Origin of the sequence: Pseudomonas sp. IPO3774, assembly GCF_013386835.1 — a bacterium.
In the GTDB taxonomy this organism is placed as follows: Bacteria; Pseudomonadota; Gammaproteobacteria; order Pseudomonadales; family Pseudomonadaceae; genus Aquipseudomonas.
On the sequence record NZ_JACAQY010000008.1, the window covers coordinates 118,136 to 135,449 of the forward strand.

The 17,314-nt window shown below is 61.5% G+C and carries 15 protein-coding genes; 6 read left to right on the top strand and 9 right to left on the bottom strand.

The window, feature by feature from the left end; genetic code table 11:
• Nucleotides 1-6: 6 nt before the first annotated feature.
• Genes creB through creD form a run of 3 tightly spaced genes read left to right on the top strand, consistent with a single transcriptional unit; the run spans nucleotide 7 to nucleotide 3,516 of the window.
• A complete protein-coding gene (gene creB / locus HYE77_RS04150) occupies nucleotides 7-675 on the top strand; it encodes a two-component system response regulator CreB (protein ID WP_102370058.1) in 669 nt (222 codons plus the stop codon).
• On the top strand, nucleotides 675-2,114 hold the full coding sequence (gene creC / locus HYE77_RS04155; RefSeq protein ID WP_003209209.1) for a two-component system sensor histidine kinase CreC: 1,440 nt from the start codon (nucleotides 675-677) through the stop codon (nucleotides 2,112-2,114). Before creB ends, creC begins: the two co-directional genes overlap by 1 nt.
• A gap of 52 nt (nucleotides 2,115-2,166) precedes the next feature.
• Nucleotides 2,167-3,516, top strand: coding sequence for a cell envelope integrity protein CreD (gene creD / locus HYE77_RS04160; RefSeq protein ID WP_177068444.1), 1,350 nt, complete (start codon nucleotides 2,167-2,169; stop codon nucleotides 3,514-3,516).
• Between the two features lie 201 nt (nucleotides 3,517-3,717).
• Here the strand turns inward: creD and HYE77_RS04165 are convergent, their stop codons facing one another.
• The 8 genes from HYE77_RS04165 to HYE77_RS04200 all read right to left on the bottom strand — a co-directional run bounded on the left by HYE77_RS04165 (nucleotide 3,718) and on the right by HYE77_RS04200 (nucleotide 12,732).
• A complete protein-coding gene (locus HYE77_RS04165; protein WP_003209214.1) occupies nucleotides 3,718-4,347 on the bottom strand; it encodes a glutathione S-transferase in 630 nt (209 codons plus the stop codon).
• 35 nt (nucleotides 4,348-4,382) lie between these two features.
• Nucleotides 4,383-4,559, bottom strand: coding sequence for a hypothetical protein (locus HYE77_RS04170; protein WP_003209216.1), 177 nt, complete (start codon nucleotides 4,557-4,559; stop codon nucleotides 4,383-4,385).
• On the bottom strand, nucleotides 4,556-5,659 hold the full coding sequence (locus tag HYE77_RS04175; RefSeq protein ID WP_177035256.1) for a PepSY domain-containing protein: 1,104 nt from the start codon (nucleotides 5,657-5,659) through the stop codon (nucleotides 4,556-4,558). Before HYE77_RS04175 ends, HYE77_RS04170 begins: the two co-directional genes overlap by 4 nt.
• A gap of 61 nt (nucleotides 5,660-5,720) precedes the next feature.
• Entirely contained in the window at nucleotides 5,721-8,150 is a 2,430-nt protein-coding gene (locus tag HYE77_RS04180; RefSeq protein WP_177022303.1) for a TonB-dependent siderophore receptor, read from the bottom strand.
• Between the two features lie 211 nt (nucleotides 8,151-8,361).
• On the bottom strand, nucleotides 8,362-9,330 hold the full coding sequence (locus tag HYE77_RS04185; protein WP_008434354.1) for a FecR domain-containing protein: 969 nt from the start codon (nucleotides 9,328-9,330) through the stop codon (nucleotides 8,362-8,364).
• Nucleotides 9,327-9,845 carry an RNA polymerase sigma factor gene (locus HYE77_RS04190; protein WP_010167452.1) on the bottom strand — a complete coding sequence of 173 codons (519 nt, stop codon included), beginning with the start codon at nucleotides 9,843-9,845 and terminating at the stop codon, nucleotides 9,327-9,329. Before HYE77_RS04190 ends, HYE77_RS04185 begins: the two co-directional genes overlap by 4 nt.
• Before the next feature lie 260 nt (nucleotides 9,846-10,105).
• Nucleotides 10,106-10,813, bottom strand: coding sequence for a 3'-5' exonuclease (locus HYE77_RS04195; RefSeq protein ID WP_177022302.1), 708 nt, complete (start codon nucleotides 10,811-10,813; stop codon nucleotides 10,106-10,108).
• Nucleotides 10,810-12,732, bottom strand: coding sequence for a putative nucleotidyltransferase substrate binding domain-containing protein (locus tag HYE77_RS04200; protein WP_177068445.1), 1,923 nt, complete (start codon nucleotides 12,730-12,732; stop codon nucleotides 10,810-10,812). The genes HYE77_RS04195 and HYE77_RS04200 overlap by 4 nt, the downstream gene beginning before the upstream one ends.
• Before the next feature lie 245 nt (nucleotides 12,733-12,977).
• On the opposite strand from HYE77_RS04200, the gene HYE77_RS04205 reads away from it, so the two are divergent.
• Entirely contained in the window at nucleotides 12,978-13,424 is a 447-nt protein-coding gene (locus HYE77_RS04205) for a response regulator (protein WP_003211086.1), read from the top strand.
• A 135-nt stretch (nucleotides 13,425-13,559) separates the two neighbouring features.
• Nucleotides 13,560-13,985 (top strand): hypothetical protein, encoded by a 426-nt coding sequence (locus HYE77_RS04210; RefSeq protein ID WP_177041262.1) that lies wholly within the window; start codon nucleotides 13,560-13,562, stop codon nucleotides 13,983-13,985.
• A 59-nt stretch (nucleotides 13,986-14,044) separates the two neighbouring features.
• Here the strand turns inward: HYE77_RS04210 and HYE77_RS04215 are convergent, their stop codons facing one another.
• Nucleotides 14,045-16,222: a malate synthase G gene (locus HYE77_RS04215; protein WP_087694745.1), complete on the bottom strand. Its 2,178-nt coding sequence runs from the start codon at nucleotides 16,220-16,222 to the stop codon at nucleotides 14,045-14,047.
• Nucleotides 16,223-16,642: 420 nt separating this feature from the next.
• On the opposite strand from HYE77_RS04215, the gene HYE77_RS04220 reads away from it, so the two are divergent.
• Nucleotides 16,643-17,161, top strand: coding sequence for a glycine cleavage system protein R (locus HYE77_RS04220; protein ID WP_003211081.1), 519 nt, complete (start codon nucleotides 16,643-16,645; stop codon nucleotides 17,159-17,161).
• Nucleotides 17,162-17,314: the final 153 nt, after the last annotated feature.

Consider the following 17,314-nt stretch of genomic DNA (forward strand, 5'->3'; position numbering starts at 1 on the left):
AACACCATGGCGCATATCCTGATTGTCGAAGACGAAGCGGCTATCGCCGACACGCTGATTTTCGCCCTGCAAGGCGAGGGCTTCACCACCACCTGGTTGAGCCTCGGCCAGGCGGCGCTGGCCCATCAGCGGCAAAACCCGGCGGACCTGGTCATCCTCGACATCGGCCTGCCGGACATCACCGGCTTCGAAACCTGCAAGCAACTGCGGCGTTTCAGCGAAGTGCCGGTGATGTTCCTCAGCGCCCGGGACGGTGAGATCGACCGCGTGGTGGGTCTTGAGATCGGCGCTGACGACTACGTAGTCAAGCCGTTCAGCCCGCGGGAAGTGGCAGCGCGGGTACGGGCCATTCTCAAGCGCGTGGGCCCCGGTGCTGCTCCGGCGGTGTTCCAGGTGGACCTGGAGCGCATGCAGATCAGTTATCGCGGCCAGCCCCTGAGCCTCACTCGCCATGAATTCCGTCTGCTGCACAGCCTTTTGGAGCAACCCGAGCGGGTGTTCAGCCGCGAGCAACTGCTGGATGCGGTGGGCGTGGCGGCGGACGCAGGCTACGAGCGCAATATCGACAGCCACATCAAAAGCGTGCGCAGCAAATTGCGCGCGGTGGCGCCCGAGGCGGAGCCCATCCAGACCCATCGCGGCCTTGGCTACAGCTACAGCCCGGGCAACAGCTGATGCGCCTGGGGATCCGGTTCTTCCTGGTGTACGCATTGTTTATCGGCCTGACCGGCTACTTCGTACTCAGCACCGTGATGAAGGAAATCCGCCCCGGCGTGCGCCAGTCCACCGAAGAAACCCTGGTGGACACCGCCAACCTGCTGGCGGAAATCCTGCGCGACGATGTGAAGAACGGCACCCTCGGCCAGAGCCACTGGCCCGAACTGCTCAAGGCCTACGGTGAGCGTCAGCCCGGCGCGAATATCTGGGGCCTGCCGAAAAACCAGGTCAACCACCGCATCTACGTCACCGACGCCAAGGGCATTGTGCTGCTGGACTCCAGCGGCGAGGCCGTAGGCGAGGATTACTCGAAGTGGAATGACGTGTACCTGACCCTGCGCGGCGAATACGGTGCGCGCTCGACCCGCAGCGAACTGGACGACCCTGCCTCATCGGTGATGCACGTCGGCGCGCCGATCCGCGATAGCGGGCAGATCATCGGCGTGGTCACTGTGGCCAAGCCCAACAGTTCACTGCAACCCTATGTGGACCGCACCGAAGACCGGCTGCTGTGGTACGGCGCCGGGCTGGTCGCCCTGGGCTTGCTGTTTGGTGCGCTGTTGTCGTGGTGGTTGAGTGTCGCACTGCGCCGGCTGACGGCGTATGCCCAGGCGGTGAGTGAAGGCCGGCGTGCCGAGTTGCCGCACTATCGCGGCGGTGAACTGGAGCAGTTGTCCACCGCCGTGGAACACATGCGCACCCAGCTGGAAGGCAAGGCGTACGTCGAACGTTATGTGCACACCCTGACCCACGAATTGAAAAGCCCGCTGGCGGCGATTCGTGGTGCGGCGGAGCTGTTGCAGGGCGACATGTCCCGTGACCAGCAGCAGCGTTTCGTGAGCAATATCGACAGCGAAAGTGCGCGCTTGCAGCAGTTGATCGAACGCCTGCTGAACCTGGCGCAGGTGGAGCAGCGCCAGGGCCTTGAGGACCAGGCCAGCCTGTCGTTGGCGGCGCTGGTGGACGAAGTGCTCAGGGCTCAATGTGCGCGCATTGAAGGCGCCGGGTTGCAGGTCGAGCAGGCGATTGACGCGGATCTGCAGGTGTACGGCGAGCCGTTCCTGCTGCGCCAGGCACTGGGTAACCTGCTGGAAAACGCACTGGATTTCACACCGCCCGGTGGCACATTGCGGTTCAGCGCCAAGGCCTTGGATGACGGGATCGAATTCACCCTGTTCAACCAGGCCGACGCCATTCCCGAGTACGCGTTGCCGCGCCTGAGCGAGCGCTTCTATTCCCTGCCGCGCCCGGCCAGCGGGCGCAAGAGCACCGGCCTTGGGCTGAATTTTGTCGAAGAGGTGATGAAGCTGCACGGCGGCTCACTGCAGATCGGCAACGTGCCCGGCGGCGTGCAGGTAAAACTGCATCTCCACACAGTCTCCACATTCCCTTCATAAATCCCCCTTAAGCGCCCGCCAGACTCTCCCTCATCAAAACAGGGAGAGCTTCATGAACCGCAATCTGCTTTTCAAATTGGGCGCCATCGCGCTGCTGATCGTGCTGTTGTTGATTCCGTTGCTGATGATCCACGGGGTGATTACCGACCGTCAGCAACTGCGCGACGACGTCTTGCAGGATATCGCCCGCAGTTCCAGCTACAGCCAGCGCCTCAATGGCCCGGTGCTGGTGGTGCCTTATCGCAAGACCGTCCGGGAGTGGAAGCTCAATGAAAAGCTCAACGAACGCTACGAAGAAACCCGCGAGGTGCGTGGTCATCTGTATTTCCTGCCGGAGCAATTTGCCCTCAACGGGCAGGTGCAAACCGAAGTGCGCGCCCGGGGCATCTACCAGGCGCGGTTGTTCCACGCCGACAGCCGTATCAGTGGGCGGTTTGTGTTGCCGGAGCAGTGGGGCATCACGGAAAACTTTGCCGATTACCGCTTTGACCCGGCGTATCTGGCAGTGGGTATCAGCGACATTCGCGGCATCGAAAATGCGTTGAAGCTGGAGCTGGGCAGCCAGCAACTGGCGTTTTCCCCGGGCACTCAAGTGGCTTGGCTGGGGGAGGGTGTGCACGTGGTGCTGCCCGAGCAGGACAGCAAGAAGCCGGCGCCTTTTGACTTCGCCTTTGACCTGCGCCTGCAAGGCACCGAGCAGCTGCAAGTGGTGCCGGTGGGCAAGACCAGCCAGGTCAAGCTGGCGTCCAACTGGCCGCACCCCAGCTTTATCGGCAACTTCCTGCCGACACAGCGCGAGGTCACCGCCCAAGGCTTCAGCGCCAATTGGCAGACCACATTCTTCTCCACCAACCTGGAAGAAGCACTGCGCGGCTGCCTGGCCGAGCGCGGCTGTGACGACTTCAACAGCCGCAGCTTCGGCGTGAGCTTTATCGACCCGGTGGACCAGTACCTCAAGAGCGATCGGGCGATCAAATATGCGCTGCTGTTCATTGCCCTGACGTTTGCCGGTTTCTTCCTGTTCGAGGTGCTCAAGAGCCTGGCGGTGCACCCGATCCAGTACGCGTTGGTGGGGGTTGCCCTGGCGTTTTTCTATTTGCTGTTGTTGTCATTGTCCGAGCACATCGGGTTTGGCCCGGCGTACCTGATATCGGCGGCGGCCTGTGTGTTGCTGATCGGGTTTTACGTCTGCCATGTGCTGCGCAGTGTCGCCCATGGCCTGGGGTTTTCAGCAGGGTTGGCGGCGTTGTATGGCTTGCTGTACGGGTTGCTGAGTGCCGAGGATTACGCGTTGTTGATGGGCTCGTTGCTGCTGTTCGGGTTGCTGGGCACGGTGATGGTGCTGACCCGCAAGCTGGATTGGTATGGGGTGGGCAAGCGCAAGGAGATGGGTGATGAGTAGGTCATTGGGGTTGCGGGAAGATCAGCAAGAGGGCGCGCAGTTAGTGGTGAGGATCAACGCGCTGTTCCCTTTGGCCCGGGAGCTTTTTGTGGCGAGGGAGCTTGCTCCCGCTGGGCTGCGCAGCGGCCCCAAAAATCCTGGGAGCGCTTCGCACTCCAGCGGGAGCAAGCTCCCTCGCCACAGAGGGGTCCTTGCAGCAGGTTAGGCCGGTGGCTGGGTCTGGAGCATCGACGGCCGCTGACTCACCTCGGCATACCACGCCGCCAGCTTCGGATGGCTCGACCGCCACTGCATGTCCGGGTGGCGGAAGTCCAGGTAAGCCAGTGCACACGCCACGCTGATCGCGGCCACGTCAAACGGTCCGGCCAGTTCGGCGATGGCGTCCTGTTCGAGCATGTCGAGGGCGCGGCGGATCTTGTCGCGCTGGCCTTCCAGCCACAGGTCCCAATGTTTTTCCTCGGGGCGCATGGCGGTTTCATAACGCACCAGTACGGCGGCATCCATGATGCCGTCGGCGGTCGAGGCCAGGGTCAGGCGCCGCCAGCGGGCCGGGCCGTTCCGGGGGATCAGTGGAGTCCCGGTGTGTTGGTAGTCGAGGTAATCGAGGATCACCCGGCTGTCGTGCAGCGCATTGCCGTCGGCCAGGCGCAGGGCGGGGATCTTGCCCAGCGCGTTGTCCAGGATTACATCGGCGTCGGGCTTGACCGGCGTCGGCACGCAGGCGTGCAAGGTCACGCGGTCCAGTTGACCGGTCTCGTGCAACAACACCCGTACTTTGCGCACAAACGGCGAGGCCGGGTTGTGGAACAACGTCATGCTGGGGGTGGACATGGGCATTCCTCGGAAAAGGGCAGCGCTAATCTATCTCAACGCTTGAGCAACGCCCAGCTACCTATGGCGGCCGGAATGCCCAGCCCCACCCAGCTCAGCGAATCCCACAAGCCGTCCCCCAACAATGCCGCAAACAATCCGGCAGCACTCAACAACCCGATGGCCAGCGGAATGCCGAATACCTTCCAGAAACTCGATTGCCTCGGCTTCATGACTTGGCCGCCTTGCGCCGCACCAGCCACAGGTACACGCCACTGCCCAGGACGATGATGGTCAGCACATCCAGCACCGCCCACAGGATCTTCATCGGCATGCCGCCGTAGTCACCGAAGTGCAGCGGCTGGGACATGCCCATGGCGTCCATGTACCACGGCCGTTCGGCGATGGCGGTGACGTGCAGGTTGCTGGCGTCGATCAATACCGGCGTCAGCAGGTGTGAAGTCAGGTGGGTGCTGCCTTTCATGAACACCGCGTAGTGATGCTCGCTGGAGAAACGCGTGCCGGGGAACGCGATAAAGTCCGGCTCCATCCCGGGCGCGGCCTTGGCGGCAATCGTCAGCAGGTCGGTGGCGGGGGCGCGCAGGGTCAGCGGCGGGGCGTTTTTGTAAGGCTCGATCATTGCGCTGAGGCTGTCGGTGCGCCACGCGGCGATGATCAGGTCGGCGCAGGCGCTGATCACGCCGGTCACGCCCACTACCAGCGCCCAGGTCAGGGTGACCACGCCGATCAGGTTGTGCAGGTCGAGCCAGCGCAGGCGCGTGGATTTGTCCTGGCGCACGGTGGCGAATTTCAGCCGGCGCATGAACGGCAGGTACAACACCGTGCCGGAGATGATCGCCAGCACAAACAGAATGCCCATGAACGCCAGCAGCAACTTGCCCGGCAGCCCGGCGAACATATCGACGTGCAGGCGCAGCAGGAACATCGTCAGCCCGCCGTTGGCCGAAGGCGTTTCCAGGGCTTCGCCGGTGCGGGCGTCGAGCATGAAGGTGTGGGAGGAATTGGGTTCGGTGCCGGCGGTGGCGGCCATGATCGCGATCACGCCGTTCTTGTCGTCTTCGTCCCAGGCCAGGTATTGCATGGCTTCGCCGGGGCGATGGGCCTGGGCCTTGGCCACCAGTTGTTCGAGGTTCAGCTGTGGGGTATCGGCGGGCATCTGTGCCAGCTCGGGTTCGTTGCCCAGCAGGTGGTCGATCTCGTGGTGGAAGATCAACGGCAGGCCGGTGAGGGCGAGCAGCAGCAGGAATACGGTGCAGACGAGGCTGGTCCAGGTGTGGATGAAGGACCAGCGGCGGATGGTTTTGCTTTTCATTTTTAGCCTTCAGACACACCGAAGCCGCCCACGGGGGCGGCCCGGTTGTTAACTCAGCCGATTACCACTGGTAGGTGGCACTGGCGACGACGCTGCGTTGGTCGCCGTAGTAGCAGTAGGAAGCATCGCAGGTGGAAATGTAGTCCTTGTCGAACAGGTTGGTGGCATTCAGTTTCACCGAAGCCCCCTTGAGGCTGTTGTCCAGGCGGCCGAGGTCGTAATGCACGGAGGCATCGAACACGGTGTAGGCATTGGCCTTGCCCAGCCAGGTGTTGCCCTGGTCGCCATAGGTGTTGCCGGTGTAGCGGGCACCCGCGCCAATGCCGAAACCGTCGAGCACACCGGCGTGCCAGGTGTAGTCGGTCCACAGTGAGGCTTGCTGGTTTGGCATCAGTTGCAGGCGGTTGCCTTTGTATTGGCCTTTTTGCACTTCGGATTTGGCCAGGGTGTATGCCGCGATGACCTTAAGGTTCTCGGTCACGTCAGAGACGGCTTCCAATTCCAGGCCCTTGACCTTCACTTCGCCGGTCTGGTCGGTGATCGACTGGCCACCGGCACCGAAGCTGGTAACCAGCACGTTCTTTTGGGTCAGGTCATAGACCGCAGCGCTCAGCAGGGTATTTGAGCCGGGTGGCTGGTACTTGACCCCCAGCTCCCATTGCTTGCCCTCGGTGGGTTTGTACGACTCGGTTGGCGAGACGCTGGCGTTACTCGCTGGCTGGAACGATTCGGCGTAGGAGAGGTACGGAACGAAGCCCGAATCGAACACATAGCTCAGCGCGGCGTTGCCACTGAAGTTCTTGCTGCGGTCGGTATTGGTTGCATCGTTTTTGTTGAAGTAGGTGGTGCCTTGGTGCACCCAGTCTTCACGCCCGCCGAGGGTCAGGCGCCACTTGTCCAGGGCCATCTGGTCCTGGGCGTAAAGGCCAGTCTGGATGGTTTTCTGGTTGTAGTCGTAATAAGCGGTGGAGCGCGCCGGACGCACCACCGGCTTGGTGTTGACGGGGTTGTAGAGGTTGACTGTGCCGCCGTCACCGAAGATCGACAGGTACGAGGTGTCGGTGCGCTGGTGATCCAGGCCGAGCAACAGCGTGTGGGTGATATCACCGGTGGCGAAGTCAGCCTGGAAATTGTTGTCGACGGCGAACTGGCCGATGTTTTCGTCGACGTTGGTCGACCCGCGGCTGGTATTGCCCTCGGCATCAATGGTCGAGTAACCGTAGGAACCCACGGTCAGTTGCTGGAAAGCCAGCTCCGACTTGGTGTAACGCAGGTTCTGCTTGAACTGCCAGGTATCGTTGAAGCGATGCTCGAAGGCGTAGCCCAGCGCGTAGTAGGTGCGGTCGTAGTACTCGTAGTCCGGGTCGCCGAGGTTCTTGTGATGAGAGATGTCCCCCAGCGGCGATTTGATCTTGGTGCCGACAATGGGCAGGAACTGACTGGTGGCGCCGGTATCGTCGCGGGTGAACTGCGACAGGAACGTCAGCTTGGTGTCGGTATCAATATTCCAGGTCAGGCTGGGCGCGATGTTGTAGCGCTTGTTGTCGATGTGATCGACCTGGGTGCCGGCGTCGCGCACCACACCGCTGAGGCCGTAGAGAAACTGGCCTTCATCATCGATCTTGCCGGTGCTGGCGAAGTTGATCTGGCGGTAGTTGTCGCTGCCGTACTGCACCTGGATGGCATTGCTCGATTCAGCGCTGGGGCGGCGGCTGACCATATCCAGCAGGCCACCCGGTGGCGTCTGGCCGTAGACCGACGAGGCCGGCCCACGCAGCAGCGCAAGGCGGTCGAGGTTCCAGGTTTCGGCTTTCGGGTTGGCATACACGCCGCGTGGCAGCGGCAATCCGTCGAGGAACTGGGTGGGTTCGAAGCCGCGTACACGCATCCAGTCGTAGCGGGTGTCACTGCCGTAGCTGGCGGACACGATACCGGGCATGTATTTGACGGCGTCATCCAGGTTCTGGACGTTGCGGTCCTGCATTTGCTGGCGAGTGGCGACGGAGATCGAACGCGGGGCTTCGACCAGTGCGGTATCGGTCTTGGTGCCGGCAGCGGTGCGGGTCGCCAGGTAACCATCAACCGGCCCCCATGCGCTTTCCGCGTCGGCCTGGCCGGTAATGCTGGTCTCCGGCAATGCCACGACCCCATCCGGGATCGCTACCAGGCTGAACGTGCCTGCACTGCTTTGCTCCAGTTGCAGCCCGGTCCCGCGCAACGCTTCACGCAATGCGCCTTGTGCATCGAATTGCCCTTTTACCGGCGCGGAAGTCTTGCCCGCTGCCAACCCCGGGTTCAGCGTCAGCGCCAAACCGGCCTGGCTGGCGATCTGGTTCAGGGTGGTGGCCAGCGACGCTGCCGGCAGATTGTAGGCGCGCACACTGGACGCTTGTTCGGCGGCGAGCAACTGGGTGCTGGCCAGCGGGGCGCTGAGGGCAATGGCCACGGCCAACAGGCTGGGGCGCAACAAGGTGTCTAGCGTGCGGGACATAGGGCGGCTCCTGAATGGAAATATTTCTCAATTGCCTATGTGCCGAGCGAGATGCAAAAAGTGATAGGGCTCGATGAAAATAATTTCTATTAGTGGGTGAGTGCTGTTTTTGAGGGCCTCATCGCAGGCAAGTCAGCTCCCACAGGGGAACGCATTCCACCTGTGGGAGCTGGCTTGCCTGCGATGACAATGGCCTATGCACCACAGGAGCCTACGGCTTGGGCGCCACCGTCACCCACCACGGCGTGTGTTGTTGAATCTGCACCGGCAAGGTCGGCAGCAGCGCGTTCAGTGCCAGGTTGGTGTCGTGCAACGGAAAGCTGCCGGTAATCCGCAGGTCGGCCACCTGTTTATCCACACCCAGGTAACCGGTGCGGTAGCGGCTCAGTTCGGCAACCACATCGCCGAGCCGCGCGTTGTCCACCACCAGCATGCCGCGCGTCCAGGCGTCGGTGCCGGGGCTGACGGCAAGCATCGGGCCGAGGCTGTCGCGGCGCATCAGCACTTGCTGGCCTTCCTTGAAGATCTGCTCTTGATGCAGCGCTTCAGGCTGTGCGCCGACGGCAGACTGCAACACGCTGAGGCGGGTGCCATCTTCCTCGCGCTTGACGATAAACCGTGTGCCCAGGGCGCGCAGGCTGCCTTCGCGGGTTTCGACAAAAAACGGGCGGGCGTCGCTGTGGCCGGTTTCGACAAGGATCTCGCCTTCCTGCAATACGATCAGCCGACGTTTCTCGTCAAAGCGCACGTCAATGGCGCTGTGGGTGTTGAGGTTGATCACGGTGCCATCCGCCAGCTTCAGGGTGCGCTGTTCACCGGTGGCGGTGCGCTGGTCTGCCAGCCAATAGTTGAGCGGCACGTATCGCTGGCCGACGAACAATGCCAGGCCGCACACCAGCACCACACTGGCCAGGCCGCTGCCGAGCTTGCGCACGCGGCGGCGAATGCCTTCGCGCGACTGCAGCAATGCCGCACGGGCCGGGCCCGAGGCCACACTGAAACGCTGATCGAGCATGCCCAACTGGCGCCAGGCGCGGGCGTGTTCTTCGTTGCTGGCCAGCCATTTGGCGAATTCTTCCTGCTCCACGGCGCTGCCGTCGCCCGAACCGAGGGACAGTTGCCAGGCAATGGCCGCGTCGAGCACCCGCGCCGACACCGGCTTGGAACTGACCGGGCTCACAGCGGCTCGCCATACAGGGCGATGTAGCACTGGCGGATACCCTGGGCCAGGTATTGCCGCACCCGCGGCACGGAAACCCCCAGGCGCTGGGCGATTTCGGCGTGGCCCATGCCGTCGAGGCGGTTGTAGAGGAAGGCCGCGCGGGCCTTGCTCGAGAGTTTGCCCAGCAGGCGGTCGATGGCCTTGAGGTCTTCGAGGATCAGTTGCTGTTCTTCCGGGGACGGGTGCTCGCTTTCCGGGATCAGCATCAGTTCGGTGAGGTAAGCCTGTTCCAGCGCGGCGCGGCGGAAATAATCGAACAGCAGGCCCTTGGCGATGGCCACCAGGAACGCCCGCGGCTCGCGGGGTTCACGCAGTTCTTCACGGCCCAGCAGGCGCATGAAGGTGTCCTGGCTGAGGTCTTCGGCGCGGCTGGGGCAGGCCACGTTGCGTCGCAGCCACGCCAACAGCCAGCTGCGATGGTCGCGGTACAACGCGCCAACAAGCTCACTGTGGGGACTTTGGATTGACGACAAGGCGACACCGATCGGAAAGTTTAAACTAACGAGAATTATTCGCGATTGTGGCAGAGGTGTAAGGCGGGTGCAATTGGCGTTGGTCGGGCGGCGGCGTAATGCTATCTATCATGGTGATGCCGCTTACTGTGGCGAGGGACCTTGCTCCCGCTCGGCTGCGCAGCAGTCGTAATCCAGGCAGTGCATTTATTCAGTTGGAAATGGGTTGGCTGATTTGGGGGCGCTTCGCACCCCAGCGGGAGCAAGCTCCCTCGCCACCATTAGAATGAGGGGGCTTGCTTGCGGCGTTTCCATTGGCCCAGGCGCTGTTGTAACGCGTGCGGGCTGTCGATCTGCTGCTGCCGTGCGCGGCTGAACAAAATCAGCATCAGTTCCGCCGTTGCCAACGCATCCGCACTGGCATGGTGACGCTCGCCCACTTGCAGCTTGAAATGCGTGATCCAGTCATCCAGCCCGGCTTCGCGGATGTTGGCGTCGGGGCACAGCAGCGGGGCGATGTCGGCCACGTCCAGGAACGGGTGGTTCAAGCGATAGCCCAGGCTGTCCTTGAGTGCCCGGCACAGCATGTGTTGATCGAAGGGCGCATGAAACGCCAGCAGCGGGCTGTCGCCGACAAACTCCATGAAGTCCATCAGCGCTTCTGCCGGGTCACTGCCCGCCGCAATGGCGCTGGGCCCCAGGCCATGGATCAGCACGCTGGGGTTGAGCTTGGTCTCGGCCCGGTGCAGGGTGCGTTCGAACAATTGCGAGAAGTCCACTGCGCCGTCCTCGATCACCACGGCGCCAATCGAAAGCACCTGGTCACGATTGAGGTTCAGGCCGCTGGTTTCCAGGTCCACCACCACCCAGCGCTGGGCCCGCAGCGATCCGTCCCCCAGCTCCCCAGGTGTGGGCAATTGTTCGACGCGCCGTTGTTGCGCCGCATCCAGGCCAGGTTTGGGTTTGCGCAACCAGCCAAACCAGTTCACAGCTGATACCGCAACGTCAGGCTGCCTTGCAGGCGTTGGGCCTGGCGCAGGGATTCGCGCAGGATGCGCCGGTCGAGGTGGTTGAGGCTGTCGGGATCGACGCGGTTGGAGTAGGGCAGGTTCTCGCGGGTTTGCAGTTGGTGTTGTTGCATGCGGGTTTGCTGGATGAAGTGATAGGCCTCTTCATAGGCGGCGCCATCAAGGCGTTCGATGACTTCCCTGGCCACCAGTTGGCGCAAGCGCTCCAGGGTGTTGATGGCGCTGATGCCGTTGGCCAATGCCAGCAGCCGGGCGCCGTCGACAAATGGCGTGAGGCCTTGCACCTTGAGGTCAAGGGTTGCCTTGTCGGCGCCTTTGCGCGTCAACACAAAATCCCGGAAGCGCCCTACCGGCGGGCGCTGGCGCAACGCGTTCTCGGCCAGCATGCGCTGGAACAAACGGTTGTCTGCCACCTGGTCGAGAATGCCCTGGCGCAATTGCTCGCACCCTTGCTCATCGCCCCACACCACCCGCAAATCAAAATAGATGCTCGAACCCAGCAGATTCTCCGGCGTCGCCTCACGGATAAACCCGGCAAAGCGCCGCGCCCATTCCGCCCGGGACAGGCACAGCTCCGGGTTACCGGCCATGATATTGCCCTTGCACAGGCTGAAGCCGCACAGCGCCAGGCTCTGGTTGATCTGTTGTGCCAGCGGCAGCAGGCGCCCGCGAATCTCGGCGGCTTCGGCGGCGTCCCGGGCTTCAAACAGGATGCCGTTGTCCTGGTCGGTATACAGCGTCTGCTCGCGGCGGCCCTCGCTGCCGAAACACAGCCAGCTGAATGGCACGCCCGGGTCGCCTTTATCGGCCAGGGTCAACTCGATGACACGGCACACCGTGTGATCGTTGAGCAAGGTGATGATGTGGGTGATCTGCGTAGACGACGCGCCGTGGGCGAGCATGCGCTCCACCAACTGGCCGATTTCGCCGCGAATCGCCACCAGGTTTTCGACCCTGGGTGCATTGCGGATGGTGCGCGCCAGGTGCACCAGGTCAACCCGCTGCAGGGAAAACAGGTCACGCTCGGACACCACGCCACACAGGCGCTGATCCTTGACCAGGCACACGTGGGCGATATGCCGTTCGGTCATCGCAATCGCCGCGTCGAAGGCGCTGTGGTCCGGCGTGAGGAAAAACGGCGCCTGGGTCATATGGCGCTCGATGCCCTGGTTGAAATCACTGGTGCCGTCGGCCACCACCTGGCGCAGGTCCCGCAGGGTGAAAATCCCCAGGGGCGCCTTGTGCTCATCCACGATCACAATGCTGCCCACTTGTTGCTCGTGCATTTGCGTGACCGCTTCACGCAGCGGCGTCAGCGGGCTGCAGGTGACCGGGTGACGCATGGCCAATTCGCCCAGGCGGGTGTTCAGCGAATATTGGGTGCCGAGGGTTTCCACGGCCTTTTGCTGGACTTGCTGGTTGACCTGGTCCAGCAAGCTGCTCACGCCGCGCAAGGCAAAGTCGCGAAACGCGCTGGAAAGGGCGAACAGCTTGATAAAGGCCGGCTTGTTCAGTTGCAGGCAGAAGGTGTCTTCGGCGGCTTTGTGCTCGGTACGGGTGGCCCGCTCCCCCAGCAGCGCCGCCAGCGGAAAACATTCACCGGTGGTGATTTCAAAGGTGGTTTCTGTCGAGTCCGGCCGCTCGCCGACTACGCGCCCCTGCTTGACGATATAGAAGTGTTCCACCGGCCCGCCCGAGGGCTTGAGGATGCTCTCGCCGGGGCCGTAGAAGCGCAATTGACACTGCTCTACCAGAAATCCCAGGTGGGCGTTTTCCATTTGGTTGAACGGCGGGAAGCGTTGCAGGAATTGCAGGGTGCCGTGGATGTTCTGCAACACAGCGTTTTTCCCCGCTTGTGTGAAAGCATCAGCTTTACTCATACCTATGACCGCAGTTTTTTGTCGTTATCGTGCCCCATGGTCGACTCCTGCGCTGCGGGTGCCCATTGGACGTAAGTCTAGGTAGCGTTATGCCTTCCACGACTAGGGAAAAACCTTACATGAATATCGTCCAAACCCCGTAGAACGCCCACTAGGCAAACTTTCCGACGAAGTGCACATTGTTCGCCCTTCCGGCGATGTCTGACTTCTGTGCTGGGAGATTGAATAGAACTGCCGAGAAACGTATGTCCGACCACGATATTTTGAGTGATGCCGAGCGCGAGGCCCTGAGTGCTGTTATGCAGGAGCCGGATTTGCCGCCACAACGGGTTTTGATCGTGGATGACGACAAGGACGCGCGCGAACTGTTGGCAGAAATTCTTGGCCTGGACGGCATTCGTTGCATGACCGCCGACAGCGGCGAGGCTGCATGGGACTTGTTGAGTTCCAGCAGCTCCATCGGCTTGCTGATCACCGACCTGCGCATGACGCCGAGCAACGGGCTGCAATTGATTCGCCAGGTGCGCGAATCCACCCGGGCGGCGCTGCCGATCATCATCATGTCGGGTGACGCCGAAGCGCCGGATGTGATTGATGCGATGCACTTGAGCGTGGTGGACTTTTTGCTCAAGCCGATTGATAGCGTGAAGCTGGCGAAGATGGTGAAGCGGGAGTTGGGGATGGCGTCCTAGACGGTGCCATTGGTCTGATTTCGCGAAGAACTGTCAATTCTGACAGTAGGAAAGTATCGAACTTCGCATGTTTACTGATTAGGAGGGGGTGGGTCGCAGGCCTGCACCTAATCAATTTGTGGACAGGAGTTCATCATGAGTACTGAAAAATTCAATATCGATGAGAAAGAACTGCACAAGGCCAAGACTTTAAGCAGTGGTGATGCTCGTATTGAAGTTTCGCGAGATGGCACCTTGAGTCATGTATTTGTGCCTACAGACGTCTTTGGCTATCTCTCCTGGAGCGCTTTGGACGGTGCAGTTGAGAGTGTTCGTATCTACTACGGAAGCGACTTGAAAGCCGGGCCGCATCATCGGCAAGCTCCACTTCTTAATGTCACCTACCGCGATGCCGACGGCCATTCATACCATCAGCCTGTGCTGGGTGACCTCAATGTGCTGGTCGATCGTCCGGAGTCCGGTACTACCTTCAAGCACATCGGGAAACTTACAAACGTAACGTTTGAATCGGACGGAGGAACGGTCACGCTTAATGGGAACTACACCGTTGAGTCCGATTGACATCCCAAACAAAAAAGCCCTGATCGATAGGTCAGGGCTTTTTCGTTTCTAGCGCTTACTCACAGACCATTCTTGGCCTTGAACTCCCGACGCCGACGGTGCAACACCGGCTCGGTATAGCCGTTCGGTTGCTTGGTCCCTTCAATCACCAACTCCACCGCTGCCTGGAACGCGATGTTGCTGTCGAAATCCGGAGCCAGCGGGCGGTACAGCGCATCCCCGGCGTTCTGACGGTCCACCACCGGCGCCATGCGCTTGAGGCTTTCCATCACCTGGGCTTCATTGACGATGCCGTGGCGCAACCAGTTGGCAATGTGCTGGCTGGAGATACGCAGGGTGGCGCGGTCTTCCATCAGGCCGACGTCGTTGATGTCCGGGACTTTCGAGCAACCCACGCCCTGGTCGATCCAGCGCACCACGTAACCGAGGATGCCCTGGGCGTTGTTGTCCAGCTCGTTGCGGATTTCTTCGTCGGACCAATCGGTATTCTGGGCCAGGGGAATGGTCAGGATATCGTCTACCGAAGCACGTTCGCGCTTGGCCAGTTCGGCCTGGCGGGCGAACACGTCAACCTTGTGGTAGTGCAGCGCATGCAGCGCAGCCGCCGTCGGCGAAGGAACCCACGCAGTGTTGGCGCCGGCCAGCGGGTGAGCAATCTTCTGCTCCAGCATGGCGGCCATCAGGTCGGGCATCGCCCACATGCCTTTACCGATTTGTGCGCGGCCTTGCAGGCCGGTGCTCAAACCGATGTCCACGTTCCAGTTTTCGTAGGCGCCGATCCACTTCTCGGCCTTCATGGCGGCCTTGCGCACCATCGCGCCGGCTTCCATGGAGGTGTGGATCTCGTCGCCGGTACGGTCGAGGAAGCCGGTGTTGATAAACACCACGCGCTCGCTGGCCGCCTTGATGCAGGCCTTGAGGTTGACCGTGGTACGGCGCTCCTCGTCCATGATCCCGACTTTGAGGGTGTTGCGCGGCAGCTTCAGCACGTCTTCGATGCGACCGAACAGCTCGTTGGTGAACGCGGCTTCTTCCGGGCCGTGCATTTTCGGTTTAACGATGTACACCGAACCGGTGCGGCTGTTCTTGCGGCGGGTGTTGCCGTTAAGGCTGTGGATCGCCGACAGGCTGGTGAGCAGGCCATCGAGAATGCCTTCCGGCACTTCGTTGCCATCCTTGTCGAGGATCGCGTCGATGGTCATCAAGTGGCCAACGTTACGCACGAACAGCAGCGAACGACCGTGCAGGGTCACTTCCTTGCCGTCGGCACCGGTGTAGACGCGGTCGGCGTTCATGGTGCGGGTAAAGGTCTTGCCACCCTTGGCGACTTCTTCCGACAGGTCGCCCTTCATCAGGCCGAGCCAGTTGCGGTAGATCACCACCTTGTCATCGGCATCGACGGCGGCGACGGAGTCTTCGCAGTCCATGATGGTGGTCAGGGCGGCTTCCATCAGCACGTCTTTCACGCCGGCGGCGTCGGTCTGGCCGACCGGGGTGCTGGCGTCGACCTGGATTTCGAAGTGCAGGCCGTTGTGCTTCAGCAGGATGGCGGTCGGCTTGGCTGCGTCGCCCTGGTAGCCGATCAACTGGGCATCGCTGCGCAGGCCGCTGTTGCTGCCGCCCTTGAGGCTGACCACGAGCTTGCCGTCGACGATCTTGTAGCCGGTGGAATCCACATGGCTGCCGGCAGCCAGTGGTGCGGCTTCGTCGAGGAAGGCGCGGGCGAAGGCGATGACCTTGTCGCCACGCACCTTGTTGTAGCCTTTGCCTTTCTCGGCGCCGTCGGCTTCGCTGATGGCATCGGTGCCATAGAGCGCGTCATACAGCGAACCCCAGCGCGCATTCGAGGCGTTGAGGGCGAAACGGGCGTTCATCACCGGCACCACCAGTTGCGGGCCGGCCATGTGGGCAATTTCTTCATCGACGTTTTGGGTCGAGGCCTGGAAATCCGCGGCTTCTGGCAGCAGGTATCCGATATCTTGAAGGAAGGCTTTGTAGGCCACCGCGTCGTGGGCCTGGCCGGCGTGCGCCTGGTGCCAGGTGTCGATCCGCACTTGAAAATCGTCGCGTTTGGCGAGTAGGGCTTTGTTCTTCGGCGCCAGGTCGTGGATGACCTTGTCGGCACCGGCCCAGAACTGGTCGGCGGTGATGCCGGTACCAGGAATGGCTTCGTTGTTCACGAAGTCGAACAGGACTTTGGCGACCTGCAGGCCACCGACTTGAACGTGTTCAGTCATTGCTTGCCTCACTCTGCGGAGCTTATGCGCTTTTCAGCTTTTCAATTTACCAATGAAGCCTCTGGCCATGTAAACCGTGAACACGCTGCACCAGTACATGCCGTAGAAGGCGGCTGGGCGGGCTGCGTCGCGGTGCGTGGTTGCCTTGGCAGACATCGACCTAACGTTATGTAGTGCGCGATTGGGCATACTACATGATGAGTTGCGGTTGTGAAAATTAGACTAAATACGTCGTTTAGCGACCCACTTTGGTCGTACGGTCACAGTGGGGTACGGGATGTTCTCAAAAAACTATTGGATTGTTCCATATAAATATAAAAATGGTACACGATTTGTTTTCGTGGCTACCTGAGTCCACCTTGGTAGGTACGAGGGGAACGCCTGGTTCCTACCTGATTTTCATAAGAAGAGGACGACACCATGGACCATCTCGTACTGACTGTCATCGCCCCGGACAAACCCGGTGTGGTCGAACGCATCGCCCAGTGCATCGCCGCCCATGGCGGCAACTGGCTGGAAAGCCGCATGGCGCACATGGCCGGGCAGTTTGCCGGGATTTTGCGGGTGAGCGTGCCGGCGGAAAATCGGCTGGACTTGATTGGCGCGCTGGAAGACTTGTCCACCCACGGCATTCGCGTGCTGCTGGGCGAAAGCAGTTCGCTCGCCCCCAGCGAGTCGCAACCCATCGCGATGGAACTGGTCGGTAACGACCGGCCGGGGATTGTTCGCGACATCACCGCGCTGCTCAGCAAGCAGGGTGTCAACCTGGAGCGCTTGATCACCGACGTGCGCCCGGCGCCCATGAGTAGCGACCTGCTGTTCCACGCCGAAGCCTTGCTGGCGGTGCCGTTGACGCTGCCGCTGGAAACCTTGCAGGCGGCGCTGGAAACCCTGGCCGACGACTTGATGGTGGAACTGGAACTACGCAGCGAGGAATAGTTGCCCACAAGGTTATGCATGGAAATCTTGCATGGGCCTGTGGATAACCTGTAGAGACCCGCGTCCGGCCCAGGCGGGCCGTGGCTCTTCGCCAGCTGGCTAAAAAACGAACAGTTTCAAGGGCTTGTGCACAAACGCCGGGGACCAGGCTGT

Bases quoted from the DNA above. Each gene is read 5' to 3' on its own strand.
- HYE77_RS04215 (WP_087694745.1), bottom strand. From the start codon at position 16,222: ATGACTGAACACGTTCAAGTCGGTGGCCTGCAGGTCGCCAAAGTCCTG.
- HYE77_RS04210 (WP_177041262.1), top strand. From the start codon at position 13,560: ATGAGTACTGAAAAATTCAATATCGATGAGAAAGAACTGCACAAGGCC.
- HYE77_RS04180 (WP_177022303.1), bottom strand. From the start codon at position 8,150: ATGTCCCGCACGCTAGACACCTTGTTGCGCCCCAGCCTGTTGGCCGTG.
- HYE77_RS04200 (WP_177068445.1), bottom strand. From the start codon at position 12,732: ATGAGTAAAGCTGATGCTTTCACACAAGCGGGGAAAAACGCTGTGTTG.
- HYE77_RS04205 (WP_003211086.1), top strand. From the start codon at position 12,978: ATGTCCGACCACGATATTTTGAGTGATGCCGAGCGCGAGGCCCTGAGT.
- creC (WP_003209209.1), top strand. From the start codon at position 675: ATGCGCCTGGGGATCCGGTTCTTCCTGGTGTACGCATTGTTTATCGGC.
- HYE77_RS04220 (WP_003211081.1), top strand. From the start codon at position 16,643: ATGGACCATCTCGTACTGACTGTCATCGCCCCGGACAAACCCGGTGTG.
- HYE77_RS04175 (WP_177035256.1), bottom strand. From the start codon at position 5,659: ATGAAAAGCAAAACCATCCGCCGCTGGTCCTTCATCCACACCTGGACC.
- HYE77_RS04165 (WP_003209214.1), bottom strand. From the start codon at position 4,347: ATGTCCACCCCCAGCATGACGTTGTTCCACAACCCGGCCTCGCCGTTT.
- HYE77_RS04170 (WP_003209216.1), bottom strand. From the start codon at position 4,559: ATGAAGCCGAGGCAATCGAGTTTCTGGAAGGTATTCGGCATTCCGCTG.
- creB (WP_102370058.1), top strand. From the start codon at position 7: ATGGCGCATATCCTGATTGTCGAAGACGAAGCGGCTATCGCCGACACG.
- creD (WP_177068444.1), top strand. From the start codon at position 2,167: ATGAACCGCAATCTGCTTTTCAAATTGGGCGCCATCGCGCTGCTGATC.